This is a genomic window from Paenibacillus solani (assembly GCF_050475945.1).
Lineage (GTDB): Bacteria > Bacillota > Bacilli > Paenibacillales > Paenibacillaceae > Paenibacillus_AQ > Paenibacillus_AQ solani_A.
In genome coordinates this window covers 104,508-125,704 of sequence record NZ_JBCMXJ010000007.1, presented here as the reverse complement: position 1 = coordinate 125,704, position 21,197 = coordinate 104,508, and the positions used below count along the sequence as shown (strand labels likewise).

The 21,197-nt window shown below is 43.1% G+C and carries 19 protein-coding genes; 14 read left to right on the top strand and 5 right to left on the bottom strand.

The features are described 5' to 3' along the window. The 6 genes from ABEQ74_RS08805 to ABEQ74_RS08780 all read left to right on the top strand — a co-directional run bounded on the left by ABEQ74_RS08805 (position 1) and on the right by ABEQ74_RS08780 (position 5,622). Positions 1-534 carry a sigma-70 family RNA polymerase sigma factor gene (locus ABEQ74_RS08805; RefSeq protein WP_430121533.1) on the top strand — a complete coding sequence of 178 codons (534 nt, stop codon included), beginning with the start codon at positions 1-3 and terminating at the stop codon, positions 532-534. Next, entirely contained in the window at positions 524-1,858 is a 1,335-nt protein-coding gene (locus ABEQ74_RS08800) for a hypothetical protein (RefSeq protein ID WP_430121531.1), read from the top strand. The genes ABEQ74_RS08805 and ABEQ74_RS08800 overlap by 11 nt, the downstream gene beginning before the upstream one ends. A 408-nt stretch (positions 1,859-2,266) precedes the next feature. Then, on the top strand, positions 2,267-3,001 hold the full coding sequence (locus tag ABEQ74_RS08795; RefSeq protein ID WP_430121529.1) for a hypothetical protein: 735 nt from the start codon (positions 2,267-2,269) through the stop codon (positions 2,999-3,001). 224 nt (positions 3,002-3,225) lie between these two features. Further along, complete coding sequence (locus ABEQ74_RS08790; RefSeq protein WP_430121527.1) at positions 3,226-4,029, top strand: hypothetical protein; 804 nt, start codon at positions 3,226-3,228, stop codon at positions 4,027-4,029. 283 nt (positions 4,030-4,312) lie between these two features. After that, on the top strand, positions 4,313-5,146 hold the full coding sequence (locus ABEQ74_RS08785) for an N-acyl homoserine lactonase family protein (protein ID WP_430121525.1): 834 nt from the start codon (positions 4,313-4,315) through the stop codon (positions 5,144-5,146). Then, positions 5,143-5,622, top strand: coding sequence for a MarR family winged helix-turn-helix transcriptional regulator (locus tag ABEQ74_RS08780; protein ID WP_430121523.1), 480 nt, complete (start codon positions 5,143-5,145; stop codon positions 5,620-5,622). The genes ABEQ74_RS08785 and ABEQ74_RS08780 overlap by 4 nt, the downstream gene beginning before the upstream one ends. Positions 5,623-5,874: 252 nt before the next feature. On the opposite strand, the gene ABEQ74_RS08775 is transcribed toward ABEQ74_RS08780, so the two are convergent. The 3 genes from ABEQ74_RS08775 to ABEQ74_RS08765 all read right to left on the bottom strand — a co-directional run bounded on the left by ABEQ74_RS08775 (position 5,875) and on the right by ABEQ74_RS08765 (position 10,400). After that, positions 5,875-6,363 carry an imm68 putative immunity domain-containing protein gene (locus tag ABEQ74_RS08775; protein WP_430121521.1) on the bottom strand — a complete coding sequence of 163 codons (489 nt, stop codon included), beginning with the start codon at positions 6,361-6,363 and terminating at the stop codon, positions 5,875-5,877. A gap of 115 nt (positions 6,364-6,478) precedes the next feature. Beyond that, the gene (locus ABEQ74_RS08770) at positions 6,479-8,152 is read right to left on the bottom strand and encodes a DUF6138 family protein (protein WP_430121519.1); all 1,674 of its coding nucleotides are present in this window, start codon (positions 8,150-8,152) and stop codon (positions 6,479-6,481) included. Between the two features lie 106 nt (positions 8,153-8,258). Further along, positions 8,259-10,400 carry a sensor domain-containing diguanylate cyclase gene (locus ABEQ74_RS08765; protein ID WP_430121517.1) on the bottom strand — a complete coding sequence of 714 codons (2,142 nt, stop codon included), beginning with the start codon at positions 10,398-10,400 and terminating at the stop codon, positions 8,259-8,261. Between the two features lie 329 nt (positions 10,401-10,729). Here ABEQ74_RS08765 and ABEQ74_RS08760 point away from each other — a divergent pair, with 329 nt between their 5' ends. Further along, positions 10,730-11,839 carry a PRK06851 family protein gene (locus ABEQ74_RS08760; protein ID WP_430121515.1) on the top strand — a complete coding sequence of 370 codons (1,110 nt, stop codon included), beginning with the start codon at positions 10,730-10,732 and terminating at the stop codon, positions 11,837-11,839. Positions 11,840-12,046: 207 nt separating this feature from the next. Here ABEQ74_RS08760 and ABEQ74_RS08755 read toward each other — a convergent pair whose 3' ends face one another. Continuing rightward, the gene (locus ABEQ74_RS08755; RefSeq protein ID WP_430121513.1) at positions 12,047-13,042 is read right to left on the bottom strand and encodes a beta-ketoacyl-ACP synthase III; all 996 of its coding nucleotides are present in this window, start codon (positions 13,040-13,042) and stop codon (positions 12,047-12,049) included. A gap of 228 nt (positions 13,043-13,270) precedes the next feature. On the opposite strand from ABEQ74_RS08755, the gene ABEQ74_RS08750 reads away from it, so the two are divergent. The 6 genes from ABEQ74_RS08750 to ABEQ74_RS08725 all read left to right on the top strand — a co-directional run bounded on the left by ABEQ74_RS08750 (position 13,271) and on the right by ABEQ74_RS08725 (position 20,095). After that, the gene (locus tag ABEQ74_RS08750; RefSeq protein WP_430121511.1) at positions 13,271-13,858 is read left to right on the top strand and encodes a TetR/AcrR family transcriptional regulator; all 588 of its coding nucleotides are present in this window, start codon (positions 13,271-13,273) and stop codon (positions 13,856-13,858) included. Positions 13,859-13,885: 27 nt separating this feature from the next. Further along, positions 13,886-16,675 carry a PEP/pyruvate-binding domain-containing protein gene (locus ABEQ74_RS08745; protein WP_430121509.1) on the top strand — a complete coding sequence of 930 codons (2,790 nt, stop codon included), beginning with the start codon at positions 13,886-13,888 and terminating at the stop codon, positions 16,673-16,675. Then, complete coding sequence (locus ABEQ74_RS08740) at positions 16,672-17,466, top strand: HlyD family secretion protein (RefSeq protein WP_430121507.1); 795 nt, start codon at positions 16,672-16,674, stop codon at positions 17,464-17,466. The genes ABEQ74_RS08745 and ABEQ74_RS08740 overlap by 4 nt, the downstream gene beginning before the upstream one ends. A gap of 32 nt (positions 17,467-17,498) precedes the next feature. Continuing rightward, positions 17,499-18,278: an ABC transporter ATP-binding protein gene (locus tag ABEQ74_RS08735; protein WP_430121505.1), complete on the top strand. Its 780-nt coding sequence runs from the start codon at positions 17,499-17,501 to the stop codon at positions 18,276-18,278. A gap of 19 nt (positions 18,279-18,297) precedes the next feature. Then, entirely contained in the window at positions 18,298-19,440 is a 1,143-nt protein-coding gene (locus ABEQ74_RS08730) for an ABC transporter permease (RefSeq protein ID WP_430121503.1), read from the top strand. Between the two features lie 280 nt (positions 19,441-19,720). Next, positions 19,721-20,095, top strand: coding sequence for a hypothetical protein (locus ABEQ74_RS08725; protein WP_430121501.1), 375 nt, complete (start codon positions 19,721-19,723; stop codon positions 20,093-20,095). Positions 20,096-20,324: 229 nt separating this feature from the next. Here ABEQ74_RS08725 and ABEQ74_RS08720 read toward each other — a convergent pair whose 3' ends face one another. After that, positions 20,325-20,573 carry a hypothetical protein gene (locus tag ABEQ74_RS08720; protein ID WP_430121499.1) on the bottom strand — a complete coding sequence of 83 codons (249 nt, stop codon included), beginning with the start codon at positions 20,571-20,573 and terminating at the stop codon, positions 20,325-20,327. 239 nt (positions 20,574-20,812) lie between these two features. Here ABEQ74_RS08720 and ABEQ74_RS08715 point away from each other — a divergent pair, with 239 nt between their 5' ends. Continuing rightward, positions 20,813-21,172 carry a hypothetical protein gene (locus tag ABEQ74_RS08715; protein ID WP_430121497.1) on the top strand — a complete coding sequence of 120 codons (360 nt, stop codon included), beginning with the start codon at positions 20,813-20,815 and terminating at the stop codon, positions 21,170-21,172. The last annotated feature ends 25 nt before the right edge of the window (positions 21,173-21,197 follow it).

The following is a 21,197-nucleotide window of genomic DNA, read 5'->3' as shown; positions in this document are numbered from 1 at the left end:
GTGAGGAGAATCGAAGATCTCGTACATAAAGCACGATTAGGTGATCACAAGGCGTATATCATACTCTTTCAGCAATATGAAGAGCAATTGTATCGAACAGCCTACGTATACGTGAACAACCAGCAGGATGCTTTGGATGTCATCCAGGAAACGGCCTATCGCTCATTCAAGCTGATTGCGACCCTGAGGGAACCAAAATATTTTAAAACATGGTTAATCCGAATTTGTATAACTTGTGCAATCGATCTGCTTCGTAAGCGGAAAAAAGTCGTTCATCTAAAGCCCGAACACTTGGAGTTCGCTGTCAGTAATGAGGATTACGATATGCCGCTTTCAATTTCATTGAAACAATTAATTGAACAACTAGATGAGGATGAACGAAGTGTAATCCTGCTGAGATTTTATCATGACTTCACGATTAAGGAGATTGCCGAAGTCCTGCAAATCCCCCTCGGAAGCAGCAAAACGATACTATACCGCGCCTTGCATAAGTTAAGGAAGGTAGTTAAGGAGGAGAATGTATATGAGCAATAACATAAAACAAGCGATTGACGATATCCCTATTCCTGCATCGCTTCATGAACGAAGTGTAATGGGCATTCACCAAGCGAAAGCGGAATGGGAGACGGCATTAGTTACTCCAAAGAGGAAGCGGAAGCGGTTGAAGAATCGAATAATTTCTGCTTCTATGATCGGCGTAATCTCCATTAGCGCAGCAGCTGTATTCAATCCCCAAATTTCAGAAGCCATTCAAAGGGCACTGCAATTCATCCCAGGAATCGGCGTTGTTCAGAAGTCAGACAATACCACAGATTCTTATATGCTGACAGAACCCGTTGATATTAAAAATAGCAAGCAAAGTGCTACCATAACGGCTATGTTGGTGCAAAAGGATTTGACTACGCTTGAAATGATCAAATATTCCAATGATTATTATGATATTAAAATCAAGGACGAATCTGGTAAGGTCCACAAAATCTCATCTGGTGACACCGGTGGAGAAGAAGGTTATGAATATGTCACATATAAATTCAATGCTCAGATTGATGTTAAAGATCATGTACAATTATTTTTTGCAGATAAACCGAATGAAGTCTTTACGATTCCGCTCAGCAAGGTGGACACCATCGACAACCTAAATGCGATCGGAGAATCCGTGGAAAACCATGATCTAAAGATTACTGCTATTCCAACGCCTGCAGGTGATAAGGGCAGAATATTTTTAAGTACGGAAGACTCGAATCGATTCAGATATACTGAATATGTCTTTAGTAGTTTTGAGAAAGGTGATCTTGTTATAATGAATGAAAATATCAGCGTTACAGATGAATTGGGTAATGACTATCCCATTGATAACAAAGGTACATGGATTTCTTTTAAAGACATTTACTTCAACCTGGGAAGCTCAGATGTTAAGAATTACACGTTATCAATCCCGCAATTGATTAGTGTCGGGCGAGAGGAAGTCAAATTATCGATCAACATTCCGGACGGAGAAGAAGGTCCATTAAACCAATCCTTTGACATAGCTGGTTTCCCAGTAGAACTGACCAAATTTAAAAAGCTCAAATCAAGGTTTAACGAAGACTACATAGCTATCTATGTAGAGATGCCAAATACTCTTCAGCTAAGTCGTTCTTTAAAGTATTTCTATGTTTCCACAGATACCTCAATTGAAAATGGTGGTGCATATGATTCAACAACTGGCGTGATGAAATTTTTCGAGGTTAAATATGATCCTAACTCGACAAAACTGGATGTTAAAGTATCCAAGCCGATGATTGACATGAAGGGGCCATGGAAATTTGAAATAGCAGCAGATACATTTAAGAGCCAGCAGGTCGTCGAACACGAATAGGTACAGAGCCAGATTTGCTCATGGGCGATATTCAAGCATTCTTTCGGCGCTACCGTTAACAATTACGAAAGGTCTGCCTCGGCTGGAGACGGACCTTTCGTCTTTCGCCCTACTAATGATACGGATTTCCCCGATTAATCCTCACCGCCCGTACCTTCTCCACCAGCATCAGTCGCCGTTTAAGGAAAATTTTGATCCATATGTCATATGCTAAATGGATGGACTGCAAGCATCTCGGCAACGACGTCGTTCAACCGTGTTATGCGATCGATAGAATATATATGGGAAAATATTACTATTTACTAAGCGGAGAAATAGAAGTACTCTAAATCTAGAGGTTTCCAAAATTAAACAAATTAAAGTTTTTTTGGAGGAACCTCAAAATAAACAGAAAAGAGGATTGAACCAATGAAACTACTCAAAGTCATATCAGGAGCGGCGTTATCCTCCGTCATGTTGCTAGCTCTTTCGTCCAGTGCATTTGCCCAACCAGTGAATCAGGGAACGGAGGAAGCATCTGTTGTGTCAGTGACGTTAGACGGAGAGACGACAAGCTTTACCAGTTCAGAGATTACAAAGCTGGCAGAATTGAATAATGTTGATGCTAATGAACTAAGGAAGGCGATTGAAAGCGGACCGGATGCAGAAGGAAGATTTTCACCATTTTCACACCTTGCTACCAAAAAAGCACTTACGACAGAACAGGCAAATAAATCTGATGCGAGTAAGCTATCCTCAACGGGGGTACCTCTCGTTGAGCCTATAACTGCAAGTGAAGCGTCTATGGTGAGCCCTCTAGCCACCTCATATTCCAAGAAGGACCAAGACTCCACGGCATACAATTGGACAGGTAACAATACAGCGAATAATAACGTGCCGGTGCTAGGGATTTGTGCCGTCCATAGGAATAAAGATCTCGGTGGCAGCGACTACAAACCCGTTATTCCTTTTGGTACACAGTTAACTACAAACAAAAGTATTTGGTTGCCTGATGGTGTCGGCTACACAAGCACTTTTAAAGTAGATGATACAGGCTCTGGTCCGAAGAGGACAGATTATTGGATCGATATCTACTATCATAAGGATACTGCCTCCGCCATTAAATATGGTGTCATTAAACTTGACTATACTTATTCGTTGTAACCTTAAGCTTACCTGATTTTTGCAAAAACATCGCCGTTCACTAATGGAGGGTTAACTCGGACTTTAGAACTTCATCGAGAAACGAAAAGGGAGAAGGTTATTACCATTGGAGTGAGAACTTGTCGGCTACCACGCCCCCAATTCTCTTCACAAGGGGATACCTCGCTCCCTTTTCCGAGTTTCTAAAACTTCGCTTCAAAAAATACAATTTAGGAGAAGAAACCTTGTTAAAAAATAAATACATCGGGATCGGTCTTACTATCATAATCGTGAGTATGGTCTTCCTTTTATACGCTCTCAAGATCGGTCCGTTTAACAGTCCTGCCCAAAAACCAGTGGAACCGGTACTGTCAACAACCAGTGATAAGACCAATGAGAATACCGGTGAGAAAACCGATGTGAAGACCGATGACAAGAAATACTTAACCGCAATGGAAGCGTGGCGCCTTGGATACGAGGAAGCAAAGAAGCATACGGAAGAAGATCCATTGCTTATTGACTTGACAAGCACGGATAGTGTTGTTTTACCCCAAGAGAGAAACGATGGTATGGACGGAAAAAGGAATGCGTGGAATGCTCTTTTTGGCAGCAAGAATGGAAATATTAGTATTCTGATATCGATTCGAAATGGAAAAGCCACTGTTGATAATGTAAAAAAGAACAAGACCCATTTACTTATGAAAGGGCATTATGCTATTTCTGATGTGAAAATTGATTCTCCCGAGGTAATCAAAAAAGCTATTGAAGTACTGGGTATGCAGCCCGGGAATCCTCAAATAGAGGATGACTGGATCAAGGGTTATCATTTTAATATCGCCGGATTTATTACTGATCCCAAATCCTCCAAACCGCGATTGCTTCTAAGAGTTACGGGCATCTCACCGAATTCTCCCAACCTTGAGAATGACAGCTTAAGAATGAACGTATTCTTTGATGTCACCACAGGCGAGATATTGAGCGCCAGCGAAATGACTGGCTACGACAAGGATGGCCGTACTAACTGGAGGGATATTAAGCTTAAACAGTGAGGATGACAGGCGATAGAAAAGGACAACTATCATAATTGATCCGTCATCAAGACCTCTTTCAAGGGGTCCTTTTTTATTCCAAAAGGGGTGAGGTGCAATGTTCCACTCCCTTAATTCAGCTAAAAAAGTGTCAAGGACATTGAAATGTTCTTTGACGCTTCCCTTAGTGAAGATTTCGCCCCACTGTATTTATACTCAATATAGCATTGAATTTACATGACATGTCATTTAAAATCCAATATATGACATGTCATCATTATTTCCTGCTAAAGGGGATGCTTTTATGAATGTAATTTCACGAATTCACTTTTTACAGACCGGGTCCGTCAAAATAGACCGGGCTCTTGCCTATCGCGAGCGCACATTTCATCCGATGCCATATACCGGTTGGATGCGACCAGCATCTACTCGAATAACAGTTCCCGTGTCGGCTTACTTAATTGAACATTCACATGGTCCTGTGCTGATCGATACTGGCTGGCATTCGGACATACGCAAAGATCAACGGCGGCATCTTGGCTTTCTGGCCTCGACAATGTTTCAAGGATCTTTGCCGGAAGGCGCCGCCATTCATGAGCAACTCGCCAAGATTGGACTCAGTGAACTCGACTTGGAGGCAATTGTGTTAACCCATCTTCATGCCGATCATGTAAGTGGACTAAAACACGTCGCCGGAGCGAAGCGGATAATCGTTAGTGAACTGGAAATTGAGGCAGCACAACGATCTCCTGGTTACACCCAAACCATGTGGGAAGGCGTCAAATTTGACTCGTTTCGCCCGAACTCTATTCCATTTGGTCCTTACGGACTCGGACTAGATCTATTTGGAGATGAATCTATTTTCCTCGTCCATACGCCTGGTCATAGCCGAGGACAGCTTTCCGTTCTCGCCAAAATGTCCGGAGGATGGGTCCTCCTTGCTAGCGATGTCGGTTATTCATCACGATCATGGAGGGAAATGATCCTGCCTGGTGTCGCTGACAACCGTGAAGAGGCTGCATGTTCGCTAAGATGGGTACGAGACTTCACCTATAGTGCTGATTGTTTAGGTGTTTATGCTAATCATGACCCAGACATACTGCCAATGATTCTCGAGGATGAGGCACTAGTTATATGAACCAAGTTGAGAAAAGATTGCTGGCAGAACGTCTCCGTTATATGATTTTGGCAGCCCAACGACAGGGAGCACGGATGCTCGATGAACTGCTTGATCCTCATGGCCTGACTGGATCCCATTATGAGGTAATCCGTGTACTTTCAAAGAGTGATCCACTTACTCTGAAGGAACTTGGTGCACAGCTTATCTGCGAGTCGGGTTCACCATCGCGGTTAATCACTCATATGGTGTCGCTCGGGCTCATTGAAAGAAGCCGTTCAAAAGCGGATGGTCGAGCTGTCGAACTCACTTTGACACCAAAAGCCAAGGAGCTCGCAATGTACTTGGAAGATTTAGAAGGAATGTTTTGTGATCAACTAGCTTCTTTACTTTCTGATGAGGAACTTCAGCAACTAACTAGATTATTCGAAAAGCTACTCTCACCCATGTCGGCCGCCGAGCCATTACGTCGCCGAGGCTTATTAGAACGAAATTGATTAACAAACAAGGTCTTAGTAATAAGGCCTTTGAAGTTTGAACTAGCAGCAGATAAATTTAAGAGCCAGCAGGTCATCGAACACGAATAGGCACAGAGTCTTTGGTCTGAATAAACGTGGCATCTGCAAATACGAAATGGGGGTTTGAATTCCCGTCGTTAACAAGCCTAGTGCTTAGAAAAGAGAGCAACACGAGTGACTGCCACTGCGTGTTGCTCTCTCTGTTTGTACGAAAGGCTTTCTTATGGTGTTTTATACCAGCTCATCTGCGATCATTTTTGCCTTTTCCGCAAGCTCTCTCATATCATCAGCTGGAACAAGCTCGGCTAATTCGTAAGCCAGCGGATTACGGGAAAACTTGTATAATTCATCCCGAAGCAGGTTCCTTTTTTCTTGGGATGAATCTATATAAAGCTTGCATGGCTGCCTAGCCTCATCTAAATCATGTAAATCAACATAGCCTGATTTGTAAGACTCCAACACAATGGCCGAAAGATCAATTAGAGCTGAACAGGCAACATCAATCTCTGCTCGAAACGTACCGTTAGCATTTTTTATATCAAACCCAATACTTCCTCCGTTTTCCAGATCCCCCTTAGAAAGCAGGACATCGAAGCCTAAGTTCTCTAAAATCTGATTGAGCGTCACATTCGTTGATTCCAATTGTTCCAAATAGTCTATTAATGCCAGCGAGTCATCGGAACCGCCAATTAATTCTCCCCACCATTTGCTGATGTACATCTTCTTCTCCCGCTTTCTTTTAGCATTTGTAATTATCAAGATCTTCTCATTGCTTTAACTACGCGTAATCCCACAAAAGCATATTTAATCAAATACCACTTTCACCCAGCCACCATCACTCTACCCCCGCTGCCTTTAACAGACGAAGCAGCAGCTCCTTGCGCGTTCCCTGTGCCTTGCGAGCCAATGTAGCCAGCTTCTCAAGCTTACCCCAGATCGGGTATAGTACTCGCTCGGCCTCGTCATCCGATAGAGTCTCTATTTGTTGTACAAATATCGACAGCTTGTCTTCGCTTTCCAGCTCAGGCTGTATCTTCAGCTTTAACGAATCATGGGAGCGCAGCAAACAGGCGATCAAAGTGGGCATCGAGCGCTCCGTTATGCCATAGGTTTCGGCAAAAACAGCTGTGAACTTATCATGCATCAGCTGATGCTCATCATCCACAAGGTCCATATAAGCTTCTACAAGCGGAAAATACGACTCGGATGAAAGTCCCAGCCCGAACACAGCATAACTGCCCGGCATGACGCTTTTTTCGTCCTCTGTATCTTCATACCATTCAAACTCTACCATCGCCTCACGAGCATATTCCTCTAATAACGGATGCAGCTCAGAATAAGCCAGAGCATTCGCAAACAAACGGTGTGTGTCCGATTTGGCTAGCCCCTTGATGGGCAGATACTCTCTTACCTTGGATTTTAACTTGATTTTATAGCTCTTCGGGAAGCCCTTTCGAAGCAGGGAGAGAATAAACGATATCGCCCCTTCATACGCTCCAGCTTCTTCCCTGTGAATAACGATGGTGAAGAGGGAAAAAACATCGTTAGCCTTACATTCAACCAACTCATTGCGCAGTTGAACTTCGTCGGTCGAGAAGCTGTCGCTACCCTCCTTCATCATACGTGCAGCTTTACCGCTGCCAAGCTGCTCCGCCAGCTCTAAAAAAGTCTGTCCCCTAGATTTGCTGTAGTTCGGCTCATAACGAATAATCATAACCGCGCCATACAACAGAAGGTCAATAGGCTGATTGGGCTCATCCTTATTCTCAAGAACAGCATCCGGCTTGATCACATACTCATTGGTCCTGTATTCGGAACGGGTGACCTCAAAGTAACAGGGTAGAAATACATCCTCGGTCCAACTAGTCAAAGCTCTAATGATATCTCTTCGATGTTCTGCAAGAGCCTCGACCCGTCCCTTATTCAACTCCTGAACTCGGTCAAATAAAGCGATCGTCTTTGCGGCTTCCGGTTCAGGAAACAAATTCGGATCCAGCAGATGACGTGCCAAAAAGAAAGTTTCCAGCGGCTTTGTGGGGTAAGATCCCTTCTCCAGTTTGTTCTCGATATAGGACTGAATCCGCTCCAGAAGCTGCTGCCTTTTCTCTTCATATACTGTATCCAGTACCGTTAATTCCACAAGCCCGTCTGTCGTCGCGAAGCTCCCTTGGAAGGTAAAACGGTAGTTGATCAACGGCGATGCTTCAACCTTGTTCAGCCTCTCCCTTATGATTTCCACCAGCAGTGGCTGAACCTCATGCACTATCTGTTCCCGAGTAAAGGGTGAAACTTTCATCGACCTTTTGCCTGCTGCGCTTCCCATAGATCTCGAACTGTCAACGCTAGTCCTGCCCGGCCGATAATCGAGCATGATAAAGTCAAAGATGCCTGCTTGCAGCGTGGTACGAAGGACCACTTCCTCTACGTTCGTTCGATTCTCCTGCTCGTCAAACCATTTATGAATGGCCGTTCTCATCTCTTCCAGGGCTTCCCTCTGCAATTCGTTCATTCTCTCTCACCTTTCAACGTATTCCATCTTTTCTCAACAACCTAATCATACTATGAAAATGGAAAACCTTGTGGAAACTCTCTCAAATGAATAAAGGGCACTCTAATCAGAGTGCCCTATCGCTCACATCTTCTTTCTGATGATGTATAAATACTTTATTCTTTCCTGAGTTTTTAGCTATGAATAATTCTTTATCCGCACAATTAATCATTTGCTCTAAGGTATATTCCCTTGTATTCAGGGTAGCTCCCCCTATACTCACGGTGATAGGAATGCTTATCCCAAGAGCTGATGTTATAACTGCCTTCTCAACATTTTTGCGGATCATCTCTGCTTTTTGAATACATTGCTCTACGGTCCCATCGGGAATTGCCACCATGAACTCTTCCCCGCCATATCTGCCTACCCTGTCCTCTTCTCCTATACTAGCTTGAATCAGATCCGCAACGCGCTCTAGTACCTTATCTCCTTCCTGGTGACCGTAGACATCATTTATTCTCTTAAAATCATCCACATCAATCATCAGAATACATAGCGCCCTATCAGCGTTCTTGCTTTCTTTAAGTTGCTCGTACATTTGAGTTGTTTGTTTAAATAGCTCTTTTCGATTAAAGACTTTGGTTAACACATCATACTTGGATGCATATTCAACTTCCATATATAGTCTGGCATTCTCTAACCCAATCCCTAGAAAATTAGATAGCGTCTTTAATGTACTCAAGTCTTTTAAGTTAAACGAATCTTTCTTATATGCCTGGGTACTTATCACCCCGATTACCTTATCTTTCATAATAATAGGCACAAATATAAGAGAATAAGGTATGGTCTCTACTACATACTCCTTTTTCTTCCTTATCTTCTCCAGGTATTCTTTAAAATTATCAAAATAACGGCTATATTCCTTTTCGATGTCCATTACAAGGATATCCTGCTTGTGCTTAACACTATATGCCCAAAAGCTATCGTCAAATATAGATCTGGGTCCTATGACCAAGCGTTGTCCCTTTTCGATAGACAGCTCATTATAGAGAATTCCTTCCTCCTCGTTATAGATGCCAATTTGGATAATATCCGCCTGGATCAAGCCTTGTATTTCTTTGGCAACAATATTAAAGATACCTTCCTTGTCCAGGTTAGACAGGATGGTGTGACCCACGCCATTCAATGCTTCCGTTTGATTGTAGAGAAACTTGTAGATTTTTCCCTCTTCCTCTTCTCTTTTTCGATTCAACAATTCCATGCTCTCAGCACTGCGAATCGCCTGCATCTGTTTTTCCAATTCCATATGTTTTTCTAAATAGTCATAGGCTTGTTCATAATCACCGAGTCCTTTATAACCCTTGCTCATATTCAAATACACTTTATTTAAATTCCTTATCGATTTGGCTTTTTCTATCCCTTCTTCTACTTGCCGCAGCTTATCGACAGTCTCTTTATATCGACCTTGTACCAAATCCAGCTCTGTCCAGTACAATAGTGCATCTTGGAGATACAATTGTGCGCCTGCTGCTTTCGCCAATTCTACGCTCTTGACGAAGTATTCTTCTGCTTTATGATAGCACCCTCTAGTCGCGTAAATATGAGCCATTTCTTTTAACACATTGGGCACCATTTTGGGTGTATATTCTTCCGCTAACTCAAGAGCCTTCGTTATATACACGATCGCCTGATCCGGATTTCCCAAATGGTTGCAGCACTCCGCTTGATTCGTGTAACAAACCACTTTAAAAGCATTAGTATAAATACGAGGTGTGTTTTCGATCTGATCTAACAGCTCTTTAGCCTTTACATACTCATCGATCTCCATATACAGGGCTGCGAGGTTCCCTTTGATTTGAGTTAGTCGCTCATAGTTACCCACCTGTTCTGCTAGCTCTATACCCTCCATACCATGCTCAATGGCTTTGGAGAGTTTCTGTTGTACCGAATAACCACTTACCAGAGCAGCGCTAGTCGCCAATTGGCCATCTATATTGTTATTTTCTTTGAAAATGTGGTAAGCGCCTTCATAAAGAGTAGTAGCAGCTTCAAAGTCTGTAGAATCAAAGTATAGCCAGCCTTTATTATAAAGAATCCATGGATAAGCACAGGTTAGCATATTATGTTCGATTACAAATTTAGTTGCTACCTCATAGGCTTCGATTGCAACCTTAGACTCAGTTCCTCGTATTTTTTCACAAATTTTGATGATGTAATTTTCATCATATTTCAACTTGCCCAATTCTCCGTTTAACTCCTCCAGCCACATTTCACTATCACCTATTTTCTCAATTGTATTCTTATTAAGCAGCTTTCCTCACTTGGAGAAACGAGGAGGTACAAATTAAAAAATGACGTTCAATGTCATGAATAGAACTAGACTTAGTTTACTCTATTATAGTGAATAAGTGGGTAGTGTTATAGTATTTTCCTGTAGGGCAGCGCGATATTTTTAGATAATCCGTTACTTCGGTATTTCTGCCTATTTACTGGAACACTTTTTACAATGCGGAATATACAGATGAATAGGCACTTATCCCAATCATGCTTATTCTGTGGAGTTTGCGAATCGGAATCGGCACAAAGGAGTGTTTCAAGTTGGTAGTAAAATCATCTCATTATTTTGCCCACGGCAACACGGCGCATGGAGCTCATTTCTTGTATACATCCGCATTTATTGGGCTAAACAAGATATTTGTCCTTAAGGGGCCCCAAGGTACGGGGAAATCGACGGTTATTCAAAGCTTGGCGGATAGCCTGCAGGATAAAGGCTTACACGTGCAATACTTCCACTCCCCTCTCCGTCCCGACGAGCTGGATGGCATCATTTTAACGGAATTAAAGATTGGTATTGTCGACGGGCGAGTCTGTAAGGGAATTTCGGATAGCGAGGCTGGTGAAATCGTCTTTGTCGATTTCGGGGAAGCATTTGATAACAGCCGTATCTTACCGGAACACTTCACAACGATAGAAGATTTTAGAGGCGAGCTTGAGAGCGCCTATTCAAATGCGTATGAAACGTTCGCGGCTGCATTACGGATTCATGACGAGTGGGAGAAATATTATATCGAAAATATGGATTTCTCGAAGGCCGACCAGATTGCGCAGGATCTGATTCAAGAACTATACGCCGGTCATGAAAGCGATACCCCAACTGTTTCGCGTCACTTATTTTTCGGAGCTGCGACTCCAAAGGGGGCATTCGATTTTATTCAAAGCTTAACCGCTCAACTGGGAAGACGGATTTTCCTCAAAGGAAGGGCGGGATCTGGCAAATCGACTCTGCTGAAAAAGCTTGCCTCTGCTGCCGAAGAGAAAGGAATCGAAGTGCAAGTATTTCACTGCGGCTTTGATCCGAACAGCTTGGATATGTTGATATTCCCGAAGCTTCAAACAGCTATCTTCGACAGTACCGCTCCGCATGAATACTTTCCAGATCGGGACGAGGATGAGATTCTAGATATGTATACACGGACTATAGCCCCTGGGACAGATGAAGCCTATGCGGCCGAAATAGCCGGTATCAAAGCACGCTATTCGGCAAAAATGAAAGACGCCACCTCTTATCTGGCGGAAGCAGAAGTCATCGATTCTCAAATTAAGGCTTACTATGTCGCAGCAACAGATTTTTCAATCGTAGAGAAAATCCATCTGCAATTACAGTCCGAATTGAATGAACTGATTAGCTCCATTCAGCTTTCAAAATAAGGATACGACATTACTTACGATACGGTTCACCTTAACATCTATAGCGTGAAATCAAAAGGCACCCGAGTTGGGTGCCTTGCAATGCCTTATCATGTTCAGTGCCCTAATAAATCTCATTCATTCCCACAATTTGCAGAGAAGACCACATTTTTTTGAACAGAAAATATAAATTCTATTCGATCAGTAAACAGCATATTAGCTTATGGATTAATATACAAGTAAAACAGCTCCAAGAGATAGGCCGGCGGATGTACCGATGAGCATTAGTTCCTCGCCGCGAGCGATTCTACCCTGTTTGATGCAATCATGCAACGCCATCGGAATCGATGCAGAAATTACGTTCCCATGTGTAGCAATAATATTCATGAACTGATCTTCAGTATATCCGAGCTTCTGACGCATAATGCGCATCGCCAGACCGCTTGCCTGATGTGGAATGACCATGCGCACGTCACTTGCTTTGAACGGTACTTGTTCAAAAAGTTTTTTCATGAAGCCCCCAATTACTTTGGATGACAGCTTAAATACCGCTTTTCCATTCATATCGAACAAATACTCATTATGATTGTCTGCACAATATGAGGTGGCTGGAAGACTTGTACCGCCGCCGCGTATTTCGGTATAATGTGCTCCTTCCACATAAGTTTCAGTTAAAGAAGCAACAATCTCAGAGGCCTCATCAGCTTCACTTCTACCCACCACCACCGCAGCAGCGCCATCCCCAAACAGAATACAGCTCTCCTTTTGATCCCAATTCAGCCCAGGAGAAGCTATCTCGCTTGATACGATTAATACTCTATTAAATTTGTTGGCTTCAATAAGGTAGGAAACTGTGTCTAATCCAGTGACGAAGCTGAGGCAGGTAGAGTTAATGTCGAAGCAGGGGATGTTGGTATTTACAAGATCGAGTTGGATTTTAATAAGTGTAGCCGTACATGGAATCGGTTGTTCATAAGTTCCGCTTGCTGAGATAATACAGTCGATATCGTGAATGGACAAGCCAGCCTCTTCAATAGCCTGTCTTGCAGCATTGGCTCCCATTTCTGAAGCTGTCTCGGTGTCTACATAATGCCGATAAGATACTCCCGATTTCTTCTCTGACCAGCCTTCTTTTAATCCTAACTTCTTGTCGAGTTCACTAGAATGGACCATGCGTCTTGGCAAGTATTTGCCTGTCCCCAAAATTTTAACCTTTCTAGACACGAAACCACCATCCCACAATATGTATTTAATACAACACTTGATAAAAATGGATATGTTATCAAATACATACAATATACTACACATTTACCAATCAAACAATATATTTTTACAATAATTTAATATTTTATGGTTTTAAACCTTTATTTGACAATCAAGTAAAATAAGGTATTATATAACCAGACCGACCGGACGTTCCGGAATATAAATTATAGGGGGCTTATAATTGAAGTGGCCAACTCTTCCTACGATGACATACTGAGAACAGCCAGCCGTTTGTTTCAAGAGCGAGGTTATGCGGGCACCTCTGTAAGGCTGATTGCAGAACAATCAGGGATTGGAAAGGCAACTATTTACCACCATTTTCAGGATAAGGAAGCGATTGTTTCTAAACTAATAGAACAGAGTATCGACGGGTTTAATAGTTTGATTAGCGATTTATATGAAATTGAGGATTCTCGCTCTAGACTAATTGCTGCCTTGGAGAAAACGATTGATTTTCTCGATAAAGTGGCAGCTGTGTTTCAAATTGTAAGACGAGAACTGCCACTGTTGTGGATTGAGATTAAAGTTCTTCTCGTACCTTACTACACAAGATATATATCACTATTATCAGAATCTATTGAACAAGGGGTGGCGAGCGGAATCTTTCGGCCTATTCCGCCTGAACTGGCTGCATCCGTGTTGCTTAATTTGATACAAGGTGCACATGGGTCACTGTCCATCTCGGCAAAGAACCAAGATTCTATCCATGTGTCAATTCAATCTATGATTGACATTTACTTCAATGGGATTGTGAATCATACAGCAAATCTATAGTTTATTGCCATGATTGGAGCTGGTAATTTGAAGTATGTTAAGCAATTGAATGCTATTCATTCTCATGAATTACAGTTAGTTGGCGGAAAAACGATTAATCTAGGTACACTTGTCCAATGCCAGCTCCCTGTGCCAAGCGGTTTCTGTATTACTACCAAAGCTTATTTAGAATTCGTGCAGCACAATCAGCTGGGAGAGCATATTGCAGCACAATTGGGATCTGTTCTACCTGCGGATCTTGCCACGGCTGAGAAAGCTTCTGAACGGATTAGGGAGTTGTTCGAAGAGTCTGAACTGTCTCAGAATATGTTGCTGGAAATTACCCAGGCTTACCATCACTTGTATGAACATAACAACGACAATGAAAATAACAATGTTCCTGTAGCTATCAGGTCCTCTGCCACTGCTGAAGATCTGGCGGATCTTTCGTTTGCTGGCCAGCAGGATACCTACCTAAATATTGTTGGCTCTCAGCAGGTAATTGAGCATGTTGTTAAGTGTTGGAGCAGTTTGTGGACGGCAAGGGCAATATTGTATCGAATAAGAAATCATATCGATCAGAATAATATTTCCTTGGCAGTAGTGGTCCAGCGGATGGTGAATAGTAAGGCTTCAGGTGTTATGTTTACCGCTAACCCGGTAACAGGACGCAGAAACGAAATTGTAATTGATGCAACGATGGGTCTAGGTGAACTTCTTGTATCCGGAGGGGTAGAGCCGGACCATTATGTGGTGGATCTTGCGGAATCACGGATTGCATCAAAGCAACTTGGAGTGAAATCGGCTATAATGCAAAGCTTGAGTCATGGGGGAACTCACCAAGTTAAGCTAAATGACGCCGAGCAGCAGCAGGCCATCAATGATGAACACATTATGGAGCTAGCGCAGTTAGGGCGACTTGTACAAACAAGCTTTGGCACTCCACAGGATATTGAGTGGGCGATCGATGAGCAAAATCGTTTGTTTCTACTTCAAACTAGACCGATCACCTCCTTGTATCCTCTACCTCGTCGAATTGGGGATAGCGATATTGAGGGATCGACGGATTCATTGCGAATATGGTTCTCGTTCGCATCGTGGCAAGGTGTATTGGATCCACTTACCCCAATGGGACAGAGTGTTCTCTCTCAGATGGTTACCCAAATTGCTTTGAAGCTAGGTTTATCTGTAGAGCAGAAGGGTCAGGACGCCTTTCACGAGGCTGCACAGCGACTATATGTAAACATTACCCCTTTAATGCAAAATGCAGTCGGACGAAGGGCACTCTCAACCATTATGTCTTCTCTTGACCCAGTGATTTTATCAATACTAACCAAGATTATGAATGACCCAAGACTTGCTGCAAAGAAACCGCTCCATTTACGAGCTAAGGTTAAGCTAGCACGTAAAATCCTGCCTGTATGGCTCCGTGCGCTCTACAACGTAGCCAACTCCTCCTCTGCGCACGAACGTTTGCAGCGTCGTATTGACATAGAAATTGATAGTATCAAGTCCCGACTTATGGCAAGCAGCAACAACAAAACAAGACTTCAAGATATTAACCACACCTTCCAGGATACGGCCAACCTGTTGCTTCAGTTCTTGTTACCAGGCACATTGTCAGGGCATATTCCTCTTCATTTTTTGATCCAACTTACCGACCAGCTGCCTGATGGGTTCCAATATACGTTAGATCTGACTCGCAGCTTGCCCTTTAACATTACTTCAGAGATGGACTTGAATTTATGGAATGTTGCTGTGCAGATTAGCAGTGATTCTGACAGTAATGAATGCTTTAAACAGTGTTCTACCCAGGAGTTATGTCAGCGTTATCGAACCGGTTCACTTCCGGATGTTGCCCACACATCTATATCCCATTTTATGTCCTTATATGGCATGAGAGGTTTGTCAGAAATAGATATTGGACGCAGACGTTGGGAAGAAGACCCAGAGCATATTATACAAGTGATTAAGAGCTATTTGGAAGCAGGATCACAGCTGTCGTCCCCGCTTGCTAGATACGAGCAAGGCATTCAATCGGCTGAACAAGCGATTCAAAAGCTTAGAATGAGCTATAACAGAAGTCCCTTGGGATTTGTGAAATCCACTTCGTCACAGATATTGGCAAGAAAAGTGCGCATGCTAGCTGGCATTAGGGAGACACCTAAATTTACGATCATCCGTATTTTTCAATTCGTTCGTCATGCGTTACTGGACCTTGGAGAGGAGCTGCAACGCAACCAAATTTTAAGTAGTAAAGAAGATATCTTTTTCCTGCATTTAAATGAAGTTAAGGAGTTAATAGAATCTGAAGCGATACCATCTAGGGGAGATTCCGATTCTGTCAGATGGCAGGAATTAATTGAGCACCGGAAGACAACTTATATTCATGAGAGCAAGAGGAATAAAGTACCGCGTGTTCTATTAAGTGATGGTACTACTTACTATGATGACTACGTGACTAATATAGATCATGAGAAGCAGTCAGGGTCGGTGATAAGAGGAAACCCCGTGTCCCCGGGCACTTATGAAGGCACGGTATGTGTTATACATGATCCGTATAAAGACAAACTGGCGCCTGGTGAAATTCTCGTATGTTCAGCAACAGACCCTGCTTGGACTCCATTGTTCCTAGTAGCTGGGGGGCTAGTGATGGAAGTAGGCGGAATGATGACGCACGGCTCTATCATTGCTAGAGAGTATGGCCTTCCTGCTGTTGTTGGAATCAAGGAAGCTACATCGCGATTACGAAATGGTCAGAGGGTACGTATAGACGGATTAATGGGTACCGTTGAAATTATTCAAAGTAACAATAATGAGGAGGATTCAAGTCCATGACAGGGATGAACAATGAGAAATCCCGAGCTGGCATTAGACATACAGTACTGATGCTAATTGCTGGATTTGTAGTGCTGCTAGCGCTTAGTGGTTGTACGAACGAAAGTCAAATTACTCTGAGCGGAACAATGGAAGTGAACAAACACGTTATCCGCAGCGAAGTGCCGGGTGTTATTACAGAGGTATTAAAGAAAGAAGGAGAACTGGTAAATACTGGGGATCGATTGTTTGTATTGGATTCTTTAGAAATGAGGTCGCAACTGGAGCAATATCAAGCGGTCGTTCGCGGAAAGAAGGAGAAATTAGCAGGTGCAAAGGATAACGATGCCTATTCAGACACTGACATCAATCAAATTCAAGCAGAACTCGATGTAGCGCAAGCGCAGGTAAAAGAGGCTAAACTTAGGTTATCAAAGTATACGATTACCTCCAAAATGAATGGTCTGTATTATCAATCCTATGCAGAAGTTGGAGACGTGATTGGGGCAGGTGCAGTATTGTCTACAATTACGTTGGATCAAGATCAGGAAGTATGCCTATATATCCCACAGAAGTACCTGAATAAGGTGGAACTGAATGAAGTTCTTGTACTATCATCCCCGGGGCTTCCGAACCAAACCCTGAAGGGAAAGGTTGTTTTTATATCGGATGAAGCGGAATTCACTCCCAAAAATATTGAGAAACAAGATGCCAAAGAAAATACTGTTTATCAGATCAAACTGCAGATTTTAGAGCCGTTGGATCAACTGAAGGCAGGAATGACGTTGGAGACCGTGATTGATACGAAGTAGTCCATAGCATAGCGCGTAAAGGAGTTGTATCCATGGAATTTGCTATAGAGGCGAAGGATTTAACGAAAAGATTTGGCGACTTTACCGCAGTGGATAACATCAGTTTCGCCATTCCTAAAGGCAAAATTTTCGGATTTCTCGGGCCTAACGGCTCAGGGAAATCAACTACGATCCGGATGTTGTGTGGTGTACTGACCCCGTCCTCAGGAGACATTAAGGTATTAGGCAAGAACGCCATAAAAGAGAGGGAATCGATTCGCCAGGAGATCGGCTATATGTCGCAAAAATTCAGTCTGTATGAGGATTTGAGTGTAGAGAAAAACTTGAACTTCTACGCTGAAATTTATGGGATTAGTAAAGAGGTTAGAGAACAGCGGAAGAAGGAATTGCTCATGATGGCTAATTTGGCAGGCAAAGAAAAGAAGATTGCAGGAACGTTATCAGGCGGCTGGAAGCAGCGCTTGGCCTTGGGTTGTGCACTGATTCATAAACCTAAGCTGCTAATTCTTGATGAGCCTACCGCTGGTGTTGACCCTGTTTCCAGAAGGCAGTTCTGGGCTATTATCCATGAGCTTGCTAGACAAGGCATCTCCTTTCTCATTACGACCCATTACATGGATGAGGCCGAGAGCTGTGATCTTGTTGGATTTATTTACAACGGGAAGATCATTTGCGATGTAATTCCGCCTAACGACTTGATTGAATCAGAAAATGTAAAGGGACTTGAAGATATTTTCATACGGTATGTTGAGACAATGACCAATGAGAAGGTGAGAACTTCATTCCATGAAATGAAATTCTTGCACTCATAAGAAAAGGTTGCGATGAGATATGGGTATCTTTAGTTTTGGAAGGTTTTGGGCAATTGTTAAGAAGGAATTTTTTCAAATTATTCGAGATCCAGTTAGTATTAAGGTTCCAATCGTGATTCCGATTGTTTGGATTGTACTATTCGGGTATTCTGTGCAGACTGAGGTAGATCAGATTCCGTTGGCTGTGTTCGATCAGAATAAAACAGAAATGAGTCGAGAATTAATTCATAAATTTGTCGTGTCCGACTTTTTCGTGCTGAAGGATGATGTACTTAGCAAGGATGGTATCTCTCAGTTGATTGATAGTGGGAAGGTGAAAGCAGGCATCGTCATCCCGCCTAATTATGATTCAGACATTTATGCCGGCGAACCATCGACCGTGGAACTAATTGTGGATGGGACAGACCCGACCATTGCTAGGACAGCATTAAGCACAGGGGAGCAAATATGGCGCATGTATACTATGAACAAGGGGCAGGAGCAGCTCCAACTTTTAGATCCTTCTACAGTGGGTAGTGGGAATTTATCAATGGAGTCTAGTGTGTGGTATAACCCTTCCATGAAGGGCTCGGTGTTTAGTATACCGGGTCTAGTCGCTCTAATCGTACAAAATATTACGATTATGTTATCAGCTTTCGCACTGGTTCGAGAGCGTGAACGGGGAACAATTGAACAGTTAATCGTGACACCGATTAAATCTTTGGAAATGATTCTCGGTAAGCTTGTTCCTTATATTGTGATCGGATATATCGGATTCCTGTTCTCCTTGGCAGTCTGCTTGATATTATTCGATGTTACCATTGCAGGAAGCGTCCTACTGTTGTTATCGTTAGGGTTCTTGTTTTTACTATGTACGCTTGCCATTGGTATCCTTATATCAACTATTGCAAAAACGCAGGCACAGGCTATGAACTATACGTCTCTCATTCTGCTGCCTAGTGTGCTGTTGTCAGGTTTTATTTTTCCGAGAGAGTCAATGCCTCTGCTTATTAATCTAGTTAGTGATATCATCCCGCTCACTTATTTCATTAATATTACCCGCGGGATTATGGTGAAGGGAATTGGGTTAGAGCATTTATGGACCGACGTGGTAATATTATGCGGATTTACGATTGTGATGCTGACGGTTGCCTCAATGCGATTTAAAAAGAGCTTGGATTAAGCGAGTTCAATGCCGACCGTTATTTTACATCTCAGGTGCTGATATATAAATAATGACCGTGTTCACTAGAGTCATCTGGATTATGATTAGGACACGAACCCGATTGCTAGCTTTCAAGAGGAGTTCAATAAGGCCAAAGGCTTTGACGAGACACTACGGCAATGTCTGATTGTCGCAGCCCTATCCACCGATAAGGTAGACTGGGCCTTTTCCTTGTTCTGGTACCAACACCCCTCACCCTTCCGAATAGTGATCTTTAGCAGCTTCACTTGGAATCGAAGTGCAAGTATTTCACTGCGGCTTTGATCCGAACAGCTTGGATATGTTGATATTCCCGAAGCTTCGAACAGCTATCTTCGACAGTACCGCTCCGCATGAATACTTTCCAGATCGGGACGAGGATGAGATTCTAGATATGTATACACGGACTATAGCCCCTGGGACAGATGAAGCCTATGCGGCCGAAATAGCCGGTATCAAAGCACGCTATTCGGCAAAAATGAAAGACGCCACCTCTTATCTGGCGGAAGCAGAAGCCATCGATTCTCAAATTAAGGCCTACTACGTTGCAGCCACAGATTTTTCGATCGTAGGGAAAATCCATCTGCAATTACAGTCCGAATTGAATGAACTGATTAGCTCCATTCAGCTTTAAAAATAAGGATACCAACCCAAAAGCGTTCAATTCAGACGGGGCTCAGCAGTCTAATGCAAGCTGAGCCCCGTTTGAGATTGAATCTGCAACGGCAAGTTGTTGCCGGCATCGCACAACGAATGTGTGTTGGATGTTTCACAAGCATGTGCACACACTTGATGCAAATGAAAACGACCCGTAAGAGGGCGCTCGATCTTCATGCGCACTACTTGTGGGTCGTTCGCAGTTCCTATTCCTCTTCTTCGTGTTCGCAAACGACTCCAGTGAACTGATTAAAGAAGGAGGTTTGGGTATTGACTACCGTAGATCCCACTGTAAACGAGGACGAGGTCACATTGGAGAGCTTTCCTGTTGTTCTTGTCAGCTGCGGAAAGCCAGGTTGGAATACCGTTACTGTCTGACCTACAATTGGTTGCAAGCGCTGAGCCAGCGTGATGTTCTGAGGGGCAGGACAGCCATGAATGCTTTTATTGCTCAAAGAAATACCACCCCCTGTTTAAGTATTGTTGATTCTTATAATATTCTGTTCCCGTGGCTAGGTTTGGGCACATCGTGAAATCCGGCATATCGCAGCCGGATTCCCTGCGATAAATCAGAGACAACCGCTAGTAGATTGCCTCCTAGCATCAAATTGGCGATATGAATTCGGACAATCATCCATTCCCTTCCAATTGGTTGTGAAATATACTGTCGTATATTCGATCTGGAGGTGTTGATATGCTTCAACTAAACGGAATTATTGGCGGGAATCAGCCGATTAAATTATTACCCGGAAAAAGAGTTGATGTGCAAACCATTGTGATTGACGTACCTAACAGGAAAAAGCTCGTGTTAAAAAGTTTGAATTTCCTGTTGTCCAATGATGCATTCATCTTCAAGGTGGAGGCATTGCCCTCAACCGGAACGTTCACTGTTCGTGGCGGCTCCGGCGAACTTAAACCAAACAAAGTACTTTTCAACAACCGGACCGGAGACACAGTTCGTATCTTTCTAAACATCTCTGTTATCAACAGCGCGCGAAATACCCGTACACTGGACCGCAATTCCTCTTGGCTTTTGAAGCTTGCCCGCGTTTGACGACGTTCGAATGAAGCCAAAAGGC

What these genes read in the sequence shown, in the direction of transcription:
- ABEQ74_RS08800 (WP_430121531.1), top strand. Translation starts at nt 524, where the DNA reads ATGAGCAATAACATAAAACAAGCGATTGACGATATCCCTATTCCTGCA.
- ABEQ74_RS08795 (WP_430121529.1), top strand. Translation starts at nt 2,267, where the DNA reads ATGAAACTACTCAAAGTCATATCAGGAGCGGCGTTATCCTCCGTCATG.
- ABEQ74_RS08785 (WP_430121525.1), top strand. Translation starts at nt 4,313, where the DNA reads ATGAATGTAATTTCACGAATTCACTTTTTACAGACCGGGTCCGTCAAA.
- ABEQ74_RS08780 (WP_430121523.1), top strand. Translation starts at nt 5,143, where the DNA reads ATGAACCAAGTTGAGAAAAGATTGCTGGCAGAACGTCTCCGTTATATG.
- ABEQ74_RS08775 (WP_430121521.1), bottom strand. Translation starts at nt 6,363, where the DNA reads ATGTACATCAGCAAATGGTGGGGAGAATTAATTGGCGGTTCCGATGAC.
- ABEQ74_RS08770 (WP_430121519.1), bottom strand. Translation starts at nt 8,152, where the DNA reads ATGAACGAATTGCAGAGGGAAGCCCTGGAAGAGATGAGAACGGCCATT.
- ABEQ74_RS08765 (WP_430121517.1), bottom strand. Translation starts at nt 10,400, where the DNA reads ATGTGGCTGGAGGAGTTAAACGGAGAATTGGGCAAGTTGAAATATGAT.
- ABEQ74_RS08740 (WP_430121507.1), top strand. Translation starts at nt 16,672, where the DNA reads ATGACAGGGATGAACAATGAGAAATCCCGAGCTGGCATTAGACATACA.
- ABEQ74_RS08735 (WP_430121505.1), top strand. Translation starts at nt 17,499, where the DNA reads ATGGAATTTGCTATAGAGGCGAAGGATTTAACGAAAAGATTTGGCGAC.
- ABEQ74_RS08730 (WP_430121503.1), top strand. Translation starts at nt 18,298, where the DNA reads ATGGGTATCTTTAGTTTTGGAAGGTTTTGGGCAATTGTTAAGAAGGAA.
- ABEQ74_RS08715 (WP_430121497.1), top strand. Translation starts at nt 20,813, where the DNA reads ATGCTTCAACTAAACGGAATTATTGGCGGGAATCAGCCGATTAAATTA.